Below are 16,834 nucleotides of genomic sequence, written 5' to 3'. Positions count from 1 at the left end.
AGTTTGAAAGTATCGATAATTACAGTTTGTTACAATTCTGCAGAGACTATTGAAAAGACAATTCAATCAGTAATTTCACAAAGCTATCAGGATATTGAATATATAATAGTTGATGGTGGTAGTTATGATGGCACTTTGGATATATTAGCAAAGTATCGCTCTAAGCTCTCAAAAGTAGTAAGCGAATCAGATGATGGTATCTATGACGCTATGAATAAAGGTATCGCTTTAGCAACTGGGGATATTATTGGTATTTTAAATAGTGATGATTGCTATAGTAATAGTGATGTTATAGACAGTATTGTGAGTGCGTTTAGGCAGAATGATAAAGATATGCTTTTTGCGGATTTAAAATTTGTTAATGAAAACAATAAAATCCTGCGTTATTACTCAGCTAAGCGTTTTACTCCAAATAGATTGAAATTTGGAATTATGCCACCGCATCCGACACTTTTTGTCAAAAAAGCTATTTATCAGAAATATGGAGTCTACCGTTTAGATTTTAAGATTGCTGCCGATTATGAAATCTTTGTGAGATTTTTGCTTGTAAATAGACTTTCGTATATGTATTTAAACAAATGTATAATTAATATGTTGGTAGGTGGGGTTAGTACTAGTAATTTGCAGAGTAAAAAAATTATTAACCAAGAAACGATTAAAGCTCTAGAGTTAAATGGCATCAAGGCAAATTATTTGTGTATTTCGACTAAGTATGTCACCAAAATACTAGAAATACTGAAAGGTCGACTGTTAAACTATTATAAGAAAAACTAAATTTATAAGTTATAAGACTATTTTGGGAGATTTGTGTGGAAAAAGTAGTTATAAAAGATGTTATTAACTCTAGTGGTGTGAAGTTCGGTACTAGTGGGGTTAGAGGATTGGTTGTAGCAATGACTGATAAAATTTGTTGGCTATATACTAAGGCTTTTATTCAGTTTTTGGAGCAGAAGTACTCAATAACCAAAGGTTCAAAGATTGCTATAGCTCATGATCTGCGTGATAGTAGCCCTAGGATAACTAAGGCTGTGATTAAGGCAGTCAAAGATAGTGGCTATGAACCAGTGTACTGTGGAGAGATCCCATCTCCAGCTGTGATGCTATATGGTATAACTAATCAAATGCCATCAGTTATGGTTACAGGTAGTCATATCCCAGAAGATAGAAATGGTATCAAGTTTAATACTCCTTATGGCGAAGTTCTCAAAGAGGATGAAGAAATGATTGTAAGCCAAGCGATTACGGTTAATGATAATACTTTTGATGAAGATGCGATGTTTTTGCAAAAAGTAGAACTACCAAAAATCTGTAATCAAGCACATGTACAGTATGTGGATAGATATTTAGATTTCTTCCCACAAAATTGCTTGTCGGGTAAGACTATTGGATTGTATGAGCATTCGTCTGTAGGGCGTAAGATAGTAAAAGAAATTCTTGAAAAGCTAGGTGCTAAGGTTATCTTACTAGGATTCTCAGAGAGATTTGTATCAGTAGATACCGAAGCAATTCGTCAAGAAGATGTGAAGCTTGCAAAACAGTGGGCTAATGAGTATGAAATTGATAGTATTGTATCAACAGATGGCGATGCTGATAGGCCTCTGGTTAGTGATGAGTATGGTAACTGGTTAAAAGGCGATATTCTAGGTGTATTGACAGCTAAATATCTTCAAGCTGATGTTATTGCGACACCAGTAAGTAGTAATACTGTAGCAGAAAAGATAGGTTATTTTAATAATGTGATTAGAACTAAGATAGGCTCACCGTATGTAATTGCTGCAATGAATGAGCTACTTACTAATAATCAAAATGCTGTAGTTGGATATGAGGCAAATGGTGGATTTCTATTAGCTAGTGATATATCAAGAGATGGCAAAGTACTAAAAGCATTAGCTACAAGAGATGCTGTGATACCTATGCTTGCTGTGATGATGCTATCTATTAATGCTAATAAAACAGTTTCAGAGCTTTTATTTGATTTACCATCTCGATATACAGCAAGTAGTAAGATTGATGATTTCGCCACTGAAAAAAGCCAAGAAATCCTGAAATCAATATTAGCTGGCGAGTCAGATCTTTTAGATAAGGTTATATCTCAGCATTTTGATGGTAAAAATAGCATTGAAAATATCGATACTACAGATGGTGTTAGAGTAACTATGACTAATCAAGATATTGTCCACCTTAGGCCATCAGGTAATGCACCGGAGTTAAGATGCTATACAGAGGCTACTACTGAAGAGTCAGCTAAGAAACTAAATCAGTGTTGTGTTGATTTGATTAATAATATTCACTAATACTAGCTAATAATACTAAATTTCTATTTGAATTTAATCTTATGGAATTTGATTTCCATGAATGATAAAAAGATAAAATAGGTTGATAGATAAAAAATTGACCTAGGTTTAAATAGCGCCTCTTTTCATAGTCTCGAAGAACTCTTCATTAGTTAATGAACCTTTCATTTTTTCTGTTAGGAATTCCATAGCTTGAACATCTTCCATACCACCAAGAATCTTACGTAGTACCCAAAGTTTTTGTAGTTCTTCAGGAGTTGTAAGAAGCTCTTCTCTACGCGTACCAGATCTATCAAAACTAATAGCAGGGAATACGCGACGCTCTGCAATCTTACGATCAAGATGAAGTTCCATGTTACCAGTGCCTTTGAATTCCTCAAAGATAACCTCATCCATCTTAGAGCCAGTCTCTACAAGAGCTGTTGCAATGATTGTCAAGCTACCACCTTCAGCAGTATTACGTGCAGCACCAAAGAATCTCTTAGGCTTTTGCAGAGCATTCGCCTCTACACCACCAGATAGTACACGACCAGAAGCTGGTGATACAGTGTTATAAGCACGTGCAAGTCTTGTGATTGAGTCAAGTAGAATTACTACATCTTGTTTGTGTTCAACCAGTCTTTTTGCTTTTTCGATTACGATTTCAGCTAACTGGACATGACGAGCTGCAGGCTCATCGAAAGTAGATGCTACTACTTCACCACGCACTGAACGCTGCATTTCTGTAACTTCCTCAGGACGCTCATCGATCAGTAGCATAATTAGATTACATTCTGGATGGTTCTTAGCAATTGATGTTGCGATATTTTGCATCATAATTGTTTTACCAGTTTTTGGAGGCGCAACAATTAGACCACGCTGACCTTTACCAAATGGAGCAGCTAAGTCGATGACTCTTGCTGTAATATCTTCATTTGAACCATTTCCTATTTCCATAGTTAGCCTTTCTTTAGCATACTCAGGAGTTAAGTTTTCAAATAAGATTTTTTTCCTAGCTAATTCTGGTGAATCAAAGTTAACACTGTCAATATGCTTTACTGCAAAGTATTTTTCATTATCACGAGGTGGGCGAATCTTACCAACAATACTATCACCAGTTCTTAGATTTAGCTTTCTGATAAAAGCAGGTGAAACATAGATATCATCTGGAGATGCAAAATATGAGCTATCAGAAGATCTCAAGAAGCCATAGCCATCTTGTAGAACCTCTAAGATACCTTCGCCATATATATCTTCACCCTTATCGGCATGGTATTTAAGAATTGAGAAGATAAGTTCTTGTTTTCTTGCACGAAGTGATTCAAGATCTAGACTTTGAGCTATATCCATTAGCTCATTAACAGATTTATACTTTAATTCATTTAAGTTCATTTGATTCTCTATTTATAAAAAAATAATATTGATCTAACTAATTATAGATATTTGTCTACGATTGAGATTAATTGAGTTTTTTGTACTACACCAACTTTAGTTTCTTTGTTTTCGCCATCTTTGAAAACCATAAGAGTAGGTACGCCACGCACACCAAATTTCATTGCTGTTTCTTCGTTGTCATCGATATTTATTTTGCATACTTTAACTTTGTCGCCATAATGCTCAGCAACTTGCTCTAGTATTGGAGAAAGCATCTTGCAAGGACCACACCAAGGAGCCCAAAAATCTAATAATACTGGAGTATCACTATTTAATACTTCGCTTTCGAACTGGCTATCTAATATATCGATACATTTTGACATGCTTTGATTTTCCTTTAAGTTTTTTGATTCTAAAACTGAATTAAGCAGAAGCTTCTGCTGTATTTTGATAATTTTATAAGAAGTTAAACTAATTGTTAGTTATTATAAACAAAAAAACTTCTTAGACAAATTTTTTTAGCTATTTTACAGATATTTTTTTATAATGGGGATAGTTATAAAAATAAGCTTTTGTTTTGTATGTCAAAGATAGTCGCAACAGTAGATTTAGGTTCAAATAGTTTTCATATGCTGATAAGTGAAATCAAGCCTGACGGCGAGGTTGTTACATTATCAAAACAAAAGCAAAAAGTACAGCTAAGAGCAGGTCTTAATAATAATCTAACAATTAGTAAAGATGCTCAAGAAAGAGCTATTGAGTGTTTGGAGTTTTTTGCTCAAGAAATTCAAAAATATAAAGTTGAGCATGTAAAAGCAGTGGGCACATATACTCTAAGAAAGGCAAAAAATAATATAAAAGGTTTTAAAAAGAAATTAGATAAAGCTTTAGGGACGAAAATTAAGATTATTTCTGGTCCGGAAGAGGCACGTCTGGTCTATGTTGGGGCTAGAGATAATCACGATGCAAAGCAAAAAACATTAGTTATAGATATTGGAGGAGGCTCCACCGAACTTGTAATTGGTAGAGGTGATAAGATATTAATTGCTCGTAGTCTAGATATGGGCTGTGTAGGTGTGCAAAAGGATCACTTTAGTAATGAGAAGCTTGATTTTGCTAATTTCTATGCAGCTACTGCTATGGCAAAAGAAATACTCTCTCCTATTTTAAGTAAATATAAGAAAATAAGCTGGAGCAATGTCTTAGGTTCTTCAGGAACTATTATTGCAGTGGTTGGAATCTGTCAAGAGATTACCGGAGATTGTATTGTTACCAAAGAATTCTTAAACAATCTAATTACAATGATGATGGATAAGCGAGAGGTTGAGCATATTCGCTTTGAGGGCTTGAGAGAGGATAGAGAGAGCGTTTTGGCTGGAGGAGTAGCAATTTTGTATGCTATTTTTGATTGTCTTGGAATTTCTGAAATGAAGTTGTCTAATGGCGCAGTGCGTGAGGGTATGCTATACGAGCTTGTTAAACGTAAGTACAAGATTGTTATAGATTAGAATAATTAAGAGCGTTAGCTAAAAATCAAAAAAGGATTTATTTAGATGAAGTATGTTCCATTGGCAGCTCGATTAAGACCTCAGAGTATTGAGGAGGTAATAGGTCAGGAGCATATACTATCAAAAAATGGATCATTAACAAAAATTTTGGCTGGTGATGGGATTTGCTCGCTAATACTATGTGGGAAACCAGGTGTTGGTAAAACTACCTTGGCCAAAATAATAGCTAGCTCTAAGCAGTTAGAATTTTTTGAGTTATCTGCAGTTGATTCTGGTGTTAAAGATGTTAAAAAATTAATCGCAGATAATCAACACTTATGTAGTTTTGTACTATTTTTAGATGAAATTCATCGATTTAATAAGTCACAACAGGATTTACTTTTACCTTATGTTGAGTCTGGCAAAATTATTTTAATTGGAGCAACTACTGAAAATCCAACATACTACTTAAATAATGCTCTAGTTTCGCGAGTATTTATTTTACGATTGAAAAGGCTGAATATCTCAGAGACCCGTAAGCTTATTCAAAGAGCTATAATCAAGGATGAATTATTAGCAAAACATTCTTTTGAAATTGATGATGATTTATACAATGCTATACACAACTATAGTGAAGGTGATTGTCGTAAAATTTTAAACTTGCTTGAGAGGATGTTTTTGATTAGTGATAGAACTAACACTATTCATCTTGATAAGGATCTTTTTGATCAAGCTGTTGGAGAGGCTTCGAGAGATTTTCACCGTGAAGGTAAAGAGTTCTATGAGCAACTATCGGCTTTTCACAAGTCTGTCAGAGGTACAGATCCTGATGCAGCTATATTTTGGTTGAGTGTAATGTTAGATAATGGTGCTGATCCTCTAGTTATCGCAAGAAGAATGTTGTGTATAGCTTCTGAAGATATCGGTAATGCTGATCCTCAAGCTTTGAGAGTCGCCATAGATGCTTGGAATGCTTATGAAAAATTAGGTATGCCAGAGGGGAGGTTAGTTTTGTCGCAGGCAGCTATATATTTAGCAGTAGCACCCAAAAGTAATGCTTGCTATAAGGCGCTAGCAGATGCCCAACAGATTGTTAAAAGTTTGGGCAATATTGAAGTTCCTCAGCATCTTAAGAACTATAAAGATAGTAATTATTTATATCCACATAATTATCCAAATGCTTATGTAGTACAACAATATTTGCCAAAAAATATTAGTCAAACTTTTTATACTCCAAATACAGCTGGTTTTGAGTCGAAGATAAAAATGAAGTTAGATAGTATAAACAAAATCAAGAAGTTATAATTAAGCTATTAAAATTCTATATTTGTATGTTATAATCTTTGGAATTAAATTATATCTAATAAAATTATAACTAGGTTTTATACTGCTATGGCATTGGAAAATTTACTACATCCTACTAATATTAAAATTGATGAATATGCGAAAAATGCTACTAAGTTTTCTTTTGAAGCTCTAGAGAGAGGTGTTGGCTATACACTTGGTTACGCACTTAAGCAGACTATGCTTTATTCTATACATGGTGCATGTGTCACTAGTGTTAAGATTAATGATGGAAAAGTTACTTCATTGGAAGATGTGATTCCGTGTGATGAGACTGTTGCTGATATTATCTTAAATGTCAAATCACTGCCTGTGACTTTAGCAGAAGGTGTTGATACAGGGGTAATTACTTTTGAGCTATCTGGTTCAGAAGAAGAAGTCTTTTCAGAAGAAGCTAAGTTATCCGAAGGTTTGGCAATTACTGAAGAAGTCTTTATTTGTAGCTACAATGGTGGCAAAAAACTTAAGATCGAAGCTAAAGTAGAAAAGGGTATTGGCTACAGACAAGCACAAGAGAACTTCAAAAATGAAGAATTTCTTTTAGATGCGGCATTTTCTCCGGTATCTTTCTGTGATTATGAGATCAAAGATGCTCGTGTAGGTAGACGTACAGATTTAGATAAGCTTGAGCTTAACATTAAAACAAATGGTAATGTCAGCTGTGAAGAAGCTCTAAGAATAGCAGCTACAAAGATACAAAATCAGCTGAGAAACATTGTTGATGTTGAAGAGATAAATAAAGGGATTTTTGTAGAAGATCCTACTAAAGATATAAATCCTCTTTTACTTAAGCATGTTGAAGAACTAAATCTTACTGCAAGATCTTCAAACTGTCTAAAAGCTGTTAATATTAGATTGATTGGTGAACTTGTACAAAAAACTGAGAATGAGCTTCTTAAAGCGCCAAACTTTGGTAAGAAGTCATTGACAGAAATCAAAGATAAATTATCTGAACTTGGTTTATCTTTAGGAACAATGATTGATAATTGGCCTGAAGATCTATAGAATATAAATACTACTCTTGCCGGAGTGGTGAAATTGGTAGACGCGCCGGATTCAAAATCCGGTTCTGGCAACAGAGTGCCGGTTCGAGTCCGGCCTCCGGCACCACCTTATTATAAGTACTCGACTTATACCTTCACAATGTTTCTATCTCATAAATTTTATATACAAAAGAGAATTAGTGTATGAAAAAACCTAACTTTAATATTGTATTAATAGCGATCATAACGATTATGGGTATGGATCTTATTGATACAACTGTTATGAATAATATCTTACCTAAGATAGCAGAAAGCCTTCATACGACTCCTGAATTTCTAAAAACAGGTATTAGTATTTATATGATTGTTATGGGGATGTTTCTGCCTCTTAGTTCATGGATGGCTGAGAAGATTGGCTTTAGATATACATTAATGTTTGCAGCATCTGGTTTTGGATTATTTTCATTGCTATCTGGATTAGCGATGACTGATACTCAGCTTTTTGCATTCAGAGCAATTCAGGGCTTATTTGCAGCATTTTCAGCGCCTGTAGCAATGCTTGCTTACTTAAAGCTTTCGGAGAATATGCTTGAGGGAACAGCTTCATTATCTAATTATACTTTGATAATGGCTATATCAGGACAGATTATAGGAGGTATTTTTGCATCTATATCACCAGAGTCATGGCGTTTGGCATTTGTGATGCAAGTGCCATTTGCCTGCTTTGCAGTTGTGGCTATATATAAATATTTCCCCAAACAAATATCAAGTAATCAAAAGCAGAAAATTGACTTTGTTGGTCTTTGTCTGTTAGGTTTTTCAATATCAGCACTTTTTGTACTAAGTGAGATTCTCTTAAAAGAGATCGACTTGTCAATTAAGATATATATTGCTATATGTGTAGTTGTATCGATATCTTTATATGCGATTACATACAAAAAAATCAGAAATCCAATAATTGATTTAAGTATCTTTAGTAATAAAAATTTTACGATAGCCTTTGCTTCAAATTTTTTGTGTAGACTAACAACTTACTGGGTGTTTTTTGCTTGGCCTGTTGTTTTGTATCATCTAAGCCATTTGAATACTATATACATATCTATTATGTCCGTATGTTTGATGATTGGTACTATTATTTCTAAAAAAACTGCTAAACACATAGTTTATTTCTATGGTTATAGAACATGTATGGTGTTAGGCTTGCTCGGTGTATCTTCAGTGATGTTAATCTCAATTTTATTTGATATTCACTATAATTATATTACATTCTGTGCTGTTGCTATGGGGTATGGATTTGTGTTAGGTTTATATCAGACATCATCAAATGCAGTGATGTATACTGTAGCGGATAAAAATAAGTTAGATAGTGTCAATACACTCAAAAGTTCAGGAAATATGATTTCATCGGCATTTGCCCTAACTATATTTACTATAACTTATGATTTATATTATAGATATGATATTAGTCATCATTGGTTAGATAGATTCCTAAATGTCTTTACCCAAACATATTATCATGTCGTGGTGACAGCAGCATTGGCACAAATTATCCTAGTAGTATGGATAATTTTGAAAATGGATAACGTCAAAGAAACTCTTCAAAAATAGTTCTGCTCTATAAATAGTTTTTGTATTCTCAATAATTTATAATTGTAGCAATAGTTAAATAACGCAAATCCCTAGATTATGATAATAGATTCACACTGTCATTTAAATTACCTAAAATTAGATGATATAAGCCTTGAGAAGGTTATTGATAATGCTAAAGAAGCAGGTATTGAAAAAATTGTTTCAATAGCTGTTGCATGGGATGAAATTGCTGATATTGAGAGGATCACAGAAAACTTTGATAATGTATATCATTCTGTAGGAGTTCATCCTAGTGAGCTTGATTCATATCAACCAAGTGTTGATGATATCATAGCTCGCTCACAACATAAAAAATGTGTCGCTATAGGAGAGACTGGATTAGATTATTATTACAATGGCGAGGAGACGAAAAAGGCACAGAAGATAAAGTTTGTAAATCATATGCAAGCAGCTAATGATGTTAAAAAGCCTGTAATAATACATACTAGATCTGCTAAACAGGATACCTTGGATATTTTAAAATCTGAAAATGTTGAAGGTTGTGGAGGCATATTACATTGTTTCACAGAAGACTATGATATGGCAAAAAAAGCTTTAGATATGGGGATGTATATATCATTTTCTGGTATCTTAACTTTCAAAAATGCTAGAGATATTCAAGAAACTGCTAAGAAATTACCGCTTGATAGAATATTAATTGAGACTGATGCGCCTTATTTAACACCTGTGCCATTAAGAGGTAAGCCAAACTATCCGGAATATGTGAAATATGTAGCACAATTTTTGGCGGATCTAAAAGGTTTCTCGTACGATGAAGTTGCAAAGCAGACTTATAAAAACACTTGTGAAGTCTTTAAACTATAAGAGTATAATTTATGAAAAAATGTATAAATCTATTCGATGTAATTCCTAGTACATCTAATAACGAGATTTTTGTAGATCTTCTAAAAAGTGATAATATTCACATAGAAAAGATTATATCTTATGGTCAGGTTACGCCTATAGATGAACCGTATATCCAGAGTCATGATGAATGGGTTGTTGTACTTAAGGGTATGGCAAAGCTTAGGTTAGATAATAATGATTATATTTTAGATGAAGGAGAGCATTTATTTATCCCTAAAAATACTAAGCACTGGGTTACATATACAGAAAATCCGACTATTTGGCTCGCGTTGCATTTATTAATATAGTAGGATGAATTTATTTATTGAGAAAAGATTTTACTCGCTTTACTGAATCCTCTATTTGAGGAGGTATTATACCAGTGAAATTAATTTGTATATTTTCCTTAGCTAATTCTTCTTTTAGCGTTTTGATAAAAATACCATTACCAACTACTTCTTGGTCGTCAGCCCAAGTAGTTTCAACTCCACATGTTGGAGACATATTTACACCAAGGATTCCAACAATTTCAAAATTATATTTTTTATACTGTTTCAACTGGAGTATAACGTGTTTGGCTAAATCTACACACAGTTGCTTTTGATTTGCCATAAGTTTTGAAACTCTGGTCTTTTCACTTTTAATATCATCAATAGTAGTACCTTTAACACACTGTCTATCAATCCCTAGTCCTAATAATTCTGGACAAGGCATCTGTACAATTCCAACTCCAGAATTTATTATTTCTCCCATCACTAAAGGAAGTGCACCAGGTCTAGATGCGAGATGATCTAATTTTGCATTTTGATTTAATAAACAGTGTGACATAAAGAGTATTCTTTTACTTCTATTATCTGTATCAAACATAAACATTAACTCCTTAGAAGGTATTGTGTGAGAGTAAGTTGATCTAATTTGCATTTATTTAGCAGTATTACAATCAAATATATTGTAATATTAAATGAGTTTTTCTTATACAGTTATAGTTTGTAAATGGTTGAATTTTTTTCAGAGCATTTTTATTTTTTGTGTATATTTATTGTGGCTATGGGTTTTTTGGCAAGCTTTATAGATGCTATAGCTGGAGGTGGTGGTTTAATAAGTATACCAGCGTTAAGTATGACAGGTTTGCCAATTGTTACAGTACTTGGTACAAACAAGCTTCAGGCTAGTATTGGTACTGCTATGGCAGTGTTGAAATATTATAAAAGTGGCTTAATTAACATCAAAACAGTTCTAAGAGGACTTATAGCCGGATTTATTGGTGCTTGTTTAGGTACTATATTAACTTTGGTTATTCATAGTGATTTTATGAATACTTTGGTTCCAATTCTTCTGATAGTTGTTTTTATTTTTAGTATTTTGAATAAAAATTTAGGAGTTAATGAGGGCAAAAAAAGAATGTCAGAGATGACTTTTTTTACAATATTTGGTTTTATACTGGGTGCTTATGATGGTTTTTTTGGTCCAGGTACAGGTAATTTCTGGATTATTGCTATAGTTTATTTTCTTGGTTATACATTTTTACAAGCATCAGGATACGCGAAAGTTCTTAATCTAAAAAGTAATCTATTTTCTCTAGCTGTATTTGCTTTATCTGGTCAGGTAAATATAGCATTTGGATTGTTAATGGCTGTTGGTAGTTTCTTTGGTGGGATTGTTGGGTCGAGAATGGTTATACTTAAGGGTTCAAAATTAGTGCGACCAATATTTATAGTTGTTGTTGGTTTTAGTATATTGATGATACTATTTTAGAATTTTTCAGATTAAAGGTTTGTAATATCTCTATTATTTATTTCAGGAACTTCAAAAAACACCTATCAAATAATTAATATTAAATTATAATGTATAGTCGAGATGCTTAATTGTTTAAGTGTTTTAATTTAATATAAAATGTAAAGGAGTTTGTTAATGAAAAAAAATACTTTTAAGAAAATGTTTGTTGCTTCTATATTTTTCGTACCATTTTTGGGATGTGCGGCTGCAAATTTTGAAGTACAGGTAAGTGGAGATCTTACTAATGAATTGTACTTTGGTAATGCCTCATCAATAGATCCAAACTGTAAAGTTTTAAGTATCTCGAATAAGGAAAAGATAGTAGTATCATGTGACGGTTCAGGTCAAGCTACTTTTCCAGTGATTTCAATAAATGAGGGCAGAGAAATAGCTGTGATTAAGATGAATAATCCTTGGTATACTTCAGCATCTACTTCATTGATGACTGATGAGACAAATGAGAGTTCTAAGTGTGATATGGATGGTAACTGTACTAATGCGCCAGTTAATGATTATTATCTTTTAGCAGAAGGTTTAGATGGTAACAGGCCTGATTATGCAGAAGAGGTCGCGGTTGTCAAACTAAGGAAATTATAATTTTTTTATCTCTAGCTGCTTCTATAAGTTTCCAAAAAAAAAATCTTAAGTGCTATAATATGCAAATATTTTTCTAAATAATTAATTATTATGGACAATCAAAACGCGTTAGAAATAAAAAATCTTACCAAGGTTTATAAAGGTGGTTTGAAGGCGGTTGATGATATTAGCTTTGAAGTTAAAAAAGGCGATTTTTTTGCTCTTTTAGGACCTAATGGTGCAGGTAAATCAACAACTCTTGGGATGATATCATCACTTGTAAACAAAACTTCAGGGCAAATAAAAATTTTTGGATATGATATCGATAAAGATTACATCCAAGCGAGAAAGCATCTAGGCGTAATGGCTCAAGAGATTAATCTAAATATCTTTGAGAAGCCTATGGATATTTTAGTTACACAGGCAGGTTTTTTTGGTATCTCTAAAAAAGAAGCTATACCTTATGCTGAAGAGCTCTTAAAGAAAGTAGATCTTTATGAGAAAAGAAATACTCAAGTTAGATTTCTATCTGGTGGTATGAAAAGACGATTAATGGTTGTTCGAGCTCTTATACATAAACCTAAACTTCTTATCCTTGATGAGCCAACAGCAGGTGTTGATGTTGAGCTTAGAAACTCACTGTGGGAAATGATTTCAGAGTTTCACAAAGAAGGTTTGACAATTATCCTTACAACACATTATTTAGAAGAAGCTGAGTCAATGTGTAAACATATCGCACTAATTCATAAAGGTAAATTATGTGTTAATACTGATATGAAGACTTTTTTAAAGTCAGCTGATAAACATACTTATATTTTTGATCTTAAAGAAAAGTGTCAGCATGAATTGAAATTAGATCTTGGTGAAGTCAAAAAAATAGATGACTACACAATCGAGGTTGAAGTTACTAAAGGTGTTGTGCTTAATGAGATATTTGCTGAATTAACAAGTAAATATGATTTAGATGTTTTAGATGTACGTTCAAAAGAAGCAAAACTAGAAAAGCTATTTATAGAAGTAGCTAGAAATAAGTAGGTGATTTTATGAGTTTAAGAGATTTTTGGATAACATATATCACGATTTTTAACCGTGAATGTAAAAGAGTTTTTAGAATTTGGCCACAGACATTATTACCATCTGTAATTACAATAATTTTATATTTTTTGATATTTGGTAAGGTTGTAGGCTCACGTATAGGTATGATGGATGATGGTATTACTTATATGCAGTACATTACACCAGGTTTGATAATAATGGCAGTGATTCAAAACTCATATGGTAATGTAGTTAGCTCTTTCTTTGGTATCCGATTTAGTAAAGCTATCGAAGAGCTATTAGTATCACCTGTTAGTAATCATGTGATTGTGCTTGGATATATCTCTGGTGGAATCTTTAGAGGCTTTTTGGTTGGTATATTTGTTAGTATTGCAGCATTTCTATTAGGTGGCTTTAGTGTTATTCATGATGTACCTTTAGTGTTGGCTGGATTTATATTTTGTGGAGCATTATTCTCACTTGGTGGATTAATAAATGCGATATTTTCACAAAAGTTTGATGATACTACGATATTCCCTACATTTATTCTAACGCCACTAATATACCTAGGTGGAGTATTTTACAATATAAACAATCTTACTGGATTTTGGCATTTCATTTCATCATGTAATCCATTATTTTATATAGTTGATTTCGTGAGATTTGGATTTTTGGGAGTCTCTACAGTTAATCCATATTACGCGTTTGGAGCGATAGTAGCTTTTACATTTATACTGTATTATGCTTGTTGGTATTTGTTGGATAAGGGTATTAGATTAAAAGCTTAAAAGAAATTATTTTTCAGATCTGTGCACTTCACGCACTATATATAAAGGTCGATGTTTTGTTTCGATAAATATTCTACCGATATAGCTTCCTAACATTCCTATACCAATCATCTGTAATCCACTAAAGAATAGTATAAAAGTTATTAGAGAAGGGTAACCAGGAACATCTATACCAAAAACAAGAGATTTTAGTATAAAGAATGAACCATATAAGAAACTCATAAAGGCAACAAAAACACCAATATAAGACCATATTTCTAATGGTGCACGGCTAAAACTTGTAATACCATCTATAGAAAACTTAAACAGCTTCCAATAGTTCCATTTAGTCTGTCCAGCTACTCTTTCTTCCCTTGCATGGTAAACGATTTTCTCTTTGAAGCCTATCCATGTAAGAAGACCTTTATTGAAACGTACTTTTTCTTTAAGCTCAAGAAAAGCGTTAATAGCAGCTCTATTTAACAGTCTATAGTCTCCGGCGTTAGGAGTAAGTTTAGTTTCACTGATCTTGTTCATTACAGTATAGAAAAGTCCTGCTGTATGCTTCTTCGTTGAAGTATCTGTATCACGATTTTCTCTAACTGCAGTTACAACCTCATAGCCATTTAGCCAATGCTCAACCATCTCTAGGATAAGCTCAGGTGGATCTTGTAAGTCAGCATCAATAGAAATGGCTGCATCGCCTTTGCAGTTAGCAAAACCAGCAAATAATGCTGCTTCTTTGCCGAAGTTACGTGATAAATCAACAACTGCGATTTCTGGAATACTTTTTTGCTTTTCTAGAAGAAGATCTAAAGTATTATCGTTACTACCATCGTTTATGAATACTAGTTCATACTTGGTCGGTAGTTGCTCTAGAATTGGCATCAATCTATTAAAAAGATGATCAATACCTTCAGATTCATCTTTTACAGGTATAATTATACTCGTTAGTTTATTCTTGTTGTCCATATACTCAATCTAAATTTACTAATCTTATGCTTTATTTTAAATATATTAACAGATTTGAGCAACTTATATTTGATGGCTATCTATATGTTAATCTATTATCATGAATATTAAGTCAAAGATTTTCGAAGCTAGTAGGTATTTTGGTATAATTAACATCAGTATTAGTACAAATCTATGAATATGACCTACAAATATAGCAGAGTTGCAATTATCGGTAAGCATTATAAAAAAGAAGTAAGTCAAACAGTTGAAGTTTTGTATGCTTATTTGCAACAGCAAAATCTAGATGTGGTGGTAGAGGATGAAACTGCATCTGATACCACTTTAGAAAATATTGCAACAGCAAGTTTAAAGGAAATAGCTTTGATATGTGATGTGGCTGTCGTTGTTGGGGGAGATGGTAATTTTCTTAAGGCTTCTAGGGTTTTAGCATTGTATAGTAATATCCCTGTTATTGGTGTAAATAAAGGTAAGCTTGGTTTCTTGACAACTCTTGCTGCAGATAATAATGCCTTAAGAAGGGATCTTGATGCTATATTAAAAGGAGACAGCTCAGTTACCAAAATGAGTATGTTGAAATGTCGTGTTGATGATAATTTACGTGCGCCTCTTGAGGCTTCTATTGCATTAAATGAAATTGCTATAACTTCTAGTAGAGGATTGATGTTTGGTTTGAAGGTGTATATTGATGGTCGATATGCTTTTGATCAAAGAGGTGATGGATTAATTGTTGCCACACCAACAGGTTCAACAGCACATGCAATGTCAGCTGGAGGACCTATTTTGAATCCTAATCAAAGTAGCATAGTTATCGTACCAGTATGCTCACACTCATTAAATAGTAGGCCTCTAGTTATCTCAGATACAAGTGTTATAGATATTTATATAACAGATTACAATGATCCGGAACCTGTTTTGAGTATTGATGGTAGACATGATACTATGCTAAGGTCTCATCAGAAAGTCACTATCCAAAAAGCACAGAAAAAAGTCACTGTTTTGCATACTAAAGATTATAATTATTATGATACCTTGAGAGAAAAGTTGGGTTGGAGTAAAGTTCTATTCTAAAAAAGTTCAATTAATATAATTACTACAAAAATGGTTATAAAGATTGCAGATACTAACTCAATTTTTTTGATATTTCTAAAAAATACTTGTCTAAGCTTATTATTACCAAAAAAGATAGCAACAATGGCAAACCAAATAAATGTGCTAAGTGCTATAGCAAACCAAATAGCAATTTTACCAAAACTTGGTAGTTGGGCAACTAGGCTAAGCATTGAGCTGAAAAAAACTAGTACCTTAGCATTGGCTAGGTTTGTGAAAGCACCATTTAAAAATAGCTTAATATTAGCAGGCTTATCAAAGCTATCGAGATTTTTTATATGCTCGTTAGCATTAGGGTTAAGTTGCTTTTTTGTAAAAATATTTTTATATAAGTTATATGCAATGTAGGCAAGATAAATGACACCTAGAAGTATTAGTGCTTTGAATAGTAATGGTTGTTGATGAAGTAAAAAAGAACCAAACCAGTAGACTATAAATGTGTTTAAAAGAATCCCGCTTGCAACACCAAATGCAGTATAAATACCTGATCTATGTCCAAATTTAATAGAATTACTTATAGTTACAAAGAAGTCAGGACCTGGTAATACGAGGCAACTGATTTGTAAAGCTAGAATAGTTAAAAAGATTAGCACTGTTATACTCTTATTTTTGTTTGACTTGCGATAGAATAGTAGTAATAAAATTGCAATAAATCTAGAAAA

Annotated in this window: 18 protein-coding genes and 1 tRNA gene; 14 read left to right on the top strand and 5 right to left on the bottom strand. The window is 33.0% G+C overall.

The genetic code is table 11. The features are described from left to right. Positions 1–3: 3 nt before the first annotated feature. The gene (locus tag IMS64_RS06870) at positions 4–774 is read left to right on the top strand and encodes a glycosyltransferase family 2 protein (RefSeq protein WP_211490235.1); all 771 of its coding nucleotides are present in this window, start codon (positions 4–6) and stop codon (positions 772–774) included. Between the two features lie 35 nt (positions 775–809). Continuing rightward, on the top strand, positions 810–2,294 hold the full coding sequence (locus IMS64_RS06865) for a phosphomannomutase (RefSeq protein WP_211490234.1): 1,485 nt from the start codon (positions 810–812) through the stop codon (positions 2,292–2,294). A gap of 108 nt (positions 2,295–2,402) precedes the next feature. On the opposite strand, the gene rho is transcribed toward IMS64_RS06865, so the two are convergent. After that, complete coding sequence (gene rho / locus IMS64_RS06860; protein ID WP_004287296.1) at positions 2,403–3,665, bottom strand: transcription termination factor Rho; 1,263 nt, start codon at positions 3,663–3,665, stop codon at positions 2,403–2,405. Between the two features lie 41 nt (positions 3,666–3,706). Continuing rightward, on the bottom strand, positions 3,707–4,030 hold the full coding sequence (gene trxA, locus IMS64_RS06855) for a thioredoxin (protein WP_004287297.1): 324 nt from the start codon (positions 4,028–4,030) through the stop codon (positions 3,707–3,709). A 198-nt stretch (positions 4,031–4,228) separates the two neighbouring features. Between trxA and IMS64_RS06850 the strand changes: the two genes are divergently transcribed. The 7 genes from IMS64_RS06850 to IMS64_RS06820 all read left to right on the top strand — a co-directional run bounded on the left by IMS64_RS06850 (position 4,229) and on the right by IMS64_RS06820 (position 10,244). Then, complete coding sequence (locus IMS64_RS06850; protein WP_211490233.1) at positions 4,229–5,155, top strand: Ppx/GppA phosphatase family protein; 927 nt, start codon at positions 4,229–4,231, stop codon at positions 5,153–5,155. 45 nt (positions 5,156–5,200) lie between these two features. Further along, positions 5,201–6,439 carry an AAA family ATPase gene (locus IMS64_RS06845; RefSeq protein WP_211490232.1) on the top strand — a complete coding sequence of 413 codons (1,239 nt, stop codon included), beginning with the start codon at positions 5,201–5,203 and terminating at the stop codon, positions 6,437–6,439. Between the two features lie 87 nt (positions 6,440–6,526). Next, positions 6,527–7,483 carry a DNA-directed RNA polymerase subunit alpha gene (locus tag IMS64_RS06840; protein WP_004287300.1) on the top strand — a complete coding sequence of 319 codons (957 nt, stop codon included), beginning with the start codon at positions 6,527–6,529 and terminating at the stop codon, positions 7,481–7,483. 18 nt (positions 7,484–7,501) lie between these two features. Further along, positions 7,502–7,588: transfer RNA gene (locus IMS64_RS06835), tRNA-Leu, on the top strand. 77 nt (positions 7,589–7,665) lie between these two features. Further along, positions 7,666–9,069, top strand: a complete 1,404-nt coding sequence (locus IMS64_RS06830; RefSeq protein WP_211490231.1) for an MFS transporter — start codon at positions 7,666–7,668, stop codon at positions 9,067–9,069. A 78-nt stretch (positions 9,070–9,147) separates the two neighbouring features. After that, positions 9,148–9,915: a TatD family hydrolase gene (locus tag IMS64_RS06825; RefSeq protein ID WP_042523783.1), complete on the top strand. Its 768-nt coding sequence runs from the start codon at positions 9,148–9,150 to the stop codon at positions 9,913–9,915. A gap of 11 nt (positions 9,916–9,926) precedes the next feature. After that, positions 9,927–10,244, top strand: a complete 318-nt coding sequence (locus IMS64_RS06820; RefSeq protein ID WP_211490230.1) for a cupin domain-containing protein — start codon at positions 9,927–9,929, stop codon at positions 10,242–10,244. Between the two features lie 10 nt (positions 10,245–10,254). Here IMS64_RS06820 and IMS64_RS06815 read toward each other — a convergent pair whose 3' ends face one another. After that, positions 10,255–10,857 (bottom strand): CD3072 family TudS-related putative desulfidase, encoded by a 603-nt coding sequence (locus IMS64_RS06815; RefSeq protein WP_211490229.1) that lies wholly within the window; start codon positions 10,855–10,857, stop codon positions 10,255–10,257. Between the two features lie 72 nt (positions 10,858–10,929). On the opposite strand from IMS64_RS06815, the gene IMS64_RS06810 reads away from it, so the two are divergent. From IMS64_RS06810 to IMS64_RS06795, 4 genes are all read left to right on the top strand, one after another. Continuing rightward, positions 10,930–11,691, top strand: a complete 762-nt coding sequence (locus tag IMS64_RS06810; protein ID WP_211490228.1) for a TSUP family transporter — start codon at positions 10,930–10,932, stop codon at positions 11,689–11,691. A 156-nt stretch (positions 11,692–11,847) separates the two neighbouring features. Further along, positions 11,848–12,309, top strand: a complete 462-nt coding sequence (locus IMS64_RS06805; RefSeq protein WP_211490227.1) for a hypothetical protein — start codon at positions 11,848–11,850, stop codon at positions 12,307–12,309. 90 nt (positions 12,310–12,399) lie between these two features. Next, positions 12,400–13,323, top strand: a complete 924-nt coding sequence (locus tag IMS64_RS06800; protein ID WP_004287307.1) for an ABC transporter ATP-binding protein — start codon at positions 12,400–12,402, stop codon at positions 13,321–13,323. 8 nt (positions 13,324–13,331) lie between these two features. Continuing rightward, a complete protein-coding gene (locus tag IMS64_RS06795) occupies positions 13,332–14,111 on the top strand; it encodes an ABC transporter permease (RefSeq protein WP_211490226.1) in 780 nt (259 codons plus the stop codon). Between the two features lie 6 nt (positions 14,112–14,117). Here IMS64_RS06795 and IMS64_RS06790 read toward each other — a convergent pair whose 3' ends face one another. Beyond that, positions 14,118–15,062, bottom strand: a complete 945-nt coding sequence (locus IMS64_RS06790) for a glycosyltransferase family 2 protein (protein ID WP_012280651.1) — start codon at positions 15,060–15,062, stop codon at positions 14,118–14,120. A gap of 180 nt (positions 15,063–15,242) precedes the next feature. On the opposite strand from IMS64_RS06790, the gene IMS64_RS06785 reads away from it, so the two are divergent. Further along, positions 15,243–16,133 carry an NAD(+)/NADH kinase gene (locus tag IMS64_RS06785; RefSeq protein ID WP_041268183.1) on the top strand — a complete coding sequence of 297 codons (891 nt, stop codon included), beginning with the start codon at positions 15,243–15,245 and terminating at the stop codon, positions 16,131–16,133. On the opposite strand, the gene IMS64_RS06780 is transcribed toward IMS64_RS06785, so the two are convergent. Continuing rightward, the gene (locus tag IMS64_RS06780; RefSeq protein ID WP_211490225.1) at positions 16,130–16,765 is read right to left on the bottom strand and encodes a LysE family translocator; all 636 of its coding nucleotides are present in this window, start codon (positions 16,763–16,765) and stop codon (positions 16,130–16,132) included. The genes IMS64_RS06785 and IMS64_RS06780 overlap by 4 nt on opposite strands. Positions 16,766–16,834: the final 69 nt, after the last annotated feature.

The organism is Francisella philomiragia (assembly GCF_018135955.1).
Lineage (GTDB): Bacteria > Pseudomonadota > Gammaproteobacteria > Francisellales > Francisellaceae > Francisella > Francisella philomiragia.
The sequence above is the reverse complement of the archived record's forward strand: the minus strand, read 5'-3'. Positions and strand labels throughout refer to the sequence as shown.

Bases quoted from the DNA above. Each gene is read 5' to 3' on its own strand.
- IMS64_RS06810 (WP_211490228.1), top strand. From the start codon at position 10,930: ATGGTTGAATTTTTTTCAGAGCATTTTTATTTTTTGTGTATATTTATT.
- IMS64_RS06850 (WP_211490233.1), top strand. From the start codon at position 4,229: ATGTCAAAGATAGTCGCAACAGTAGATTTAGGTTCAAATAGTTTTCAT.
- IMS64_RS06830 (WP_211490231.1), top strand. From the start codon at position 7,666: ATGAAAAAACCTAACTTTAATATTGTATTAATAGCGATCATAACGATT.
- IMS64_RS06805 (WP_211490227.1), top strand. From the start codon at position 11,848: ATGAAAAAAAATACTTTTAAGAAAATGTTTGTTGCTTCTATATTTTTC.
- IMS64_RS06820 (WP_211490230.1), top strand. From the start codon at position 9,927: ATGAAAAAATGTATAAATCTATTCGATGTAATTCCTAGTACATCTAAT.
- IMS64_RS06800 (WP_004287307.1), top strand. From the start codon at position 12,400: ATGGACAATCAAAACGCGTTAGAAATAAAAAATCTTACCAAGGTTTAT.
- IMS64_RS06790 (WP_012280651.1), bottom strand. From the start codon at position 15,062: ATGGACAACAAGAATAAACTAACGAGTATAATTATACCTGTAAAAGAT.
- IMS64_RS06815 (WP_211490229.1), bottom strand. From the start codon at position 10,857: ATGCAAATTAGATCAACTTACTCTCACACAATACCTTCTAAGGAGTTA.
- trxA (WP_004287297.1), bottom strand. From the start codon at position 4,030: ATGTCAAAATGTATCGATATATTAGATAGCCAGTTCGAAAGCGAAGTA.
- IMS64_RS06785 (WP_041268183.1), top strand. From the start codon at position 15,243: ATGACCTACAAATATAGCAGAGTTGCAATTATCGGTAAGCATTATAAA.
- IMS64_RS06845 (WP_211490232.1), top strand. From the start codon at position 5,201: ATGAAGTATGTTCCATTGGCAGCTCGATTAAGACCTCAGAGTATTGAG.
- rho (WP_004287296.1), bottom strand. From the start codon at position 3,665: ATGAACTTAAATGAATTAAAGTATAAATCTGTTAATGAGCTAATGGAT.
- IMS64_RS06840 (WP_004287300.1), top strand. From the start codon at position 6,527: ATGGCATTGGAAAATTTACTACATCCTACTAATATTAAAATTGATGAA.
- IMS64_RS06795 (WP_211490226.1), top strand. From the start codon at position 13,332: ATGAGTTTAAGAGATTTTTGGATAACATATATCACGATTTTTAACCGT.
- IMS64_RS06825 (WP_042523783.1), top strand. From the start codon at position 9,148: ATGATAATAGATTCACACTGTCATTTAAATTACCTAAAATTAGATGAT.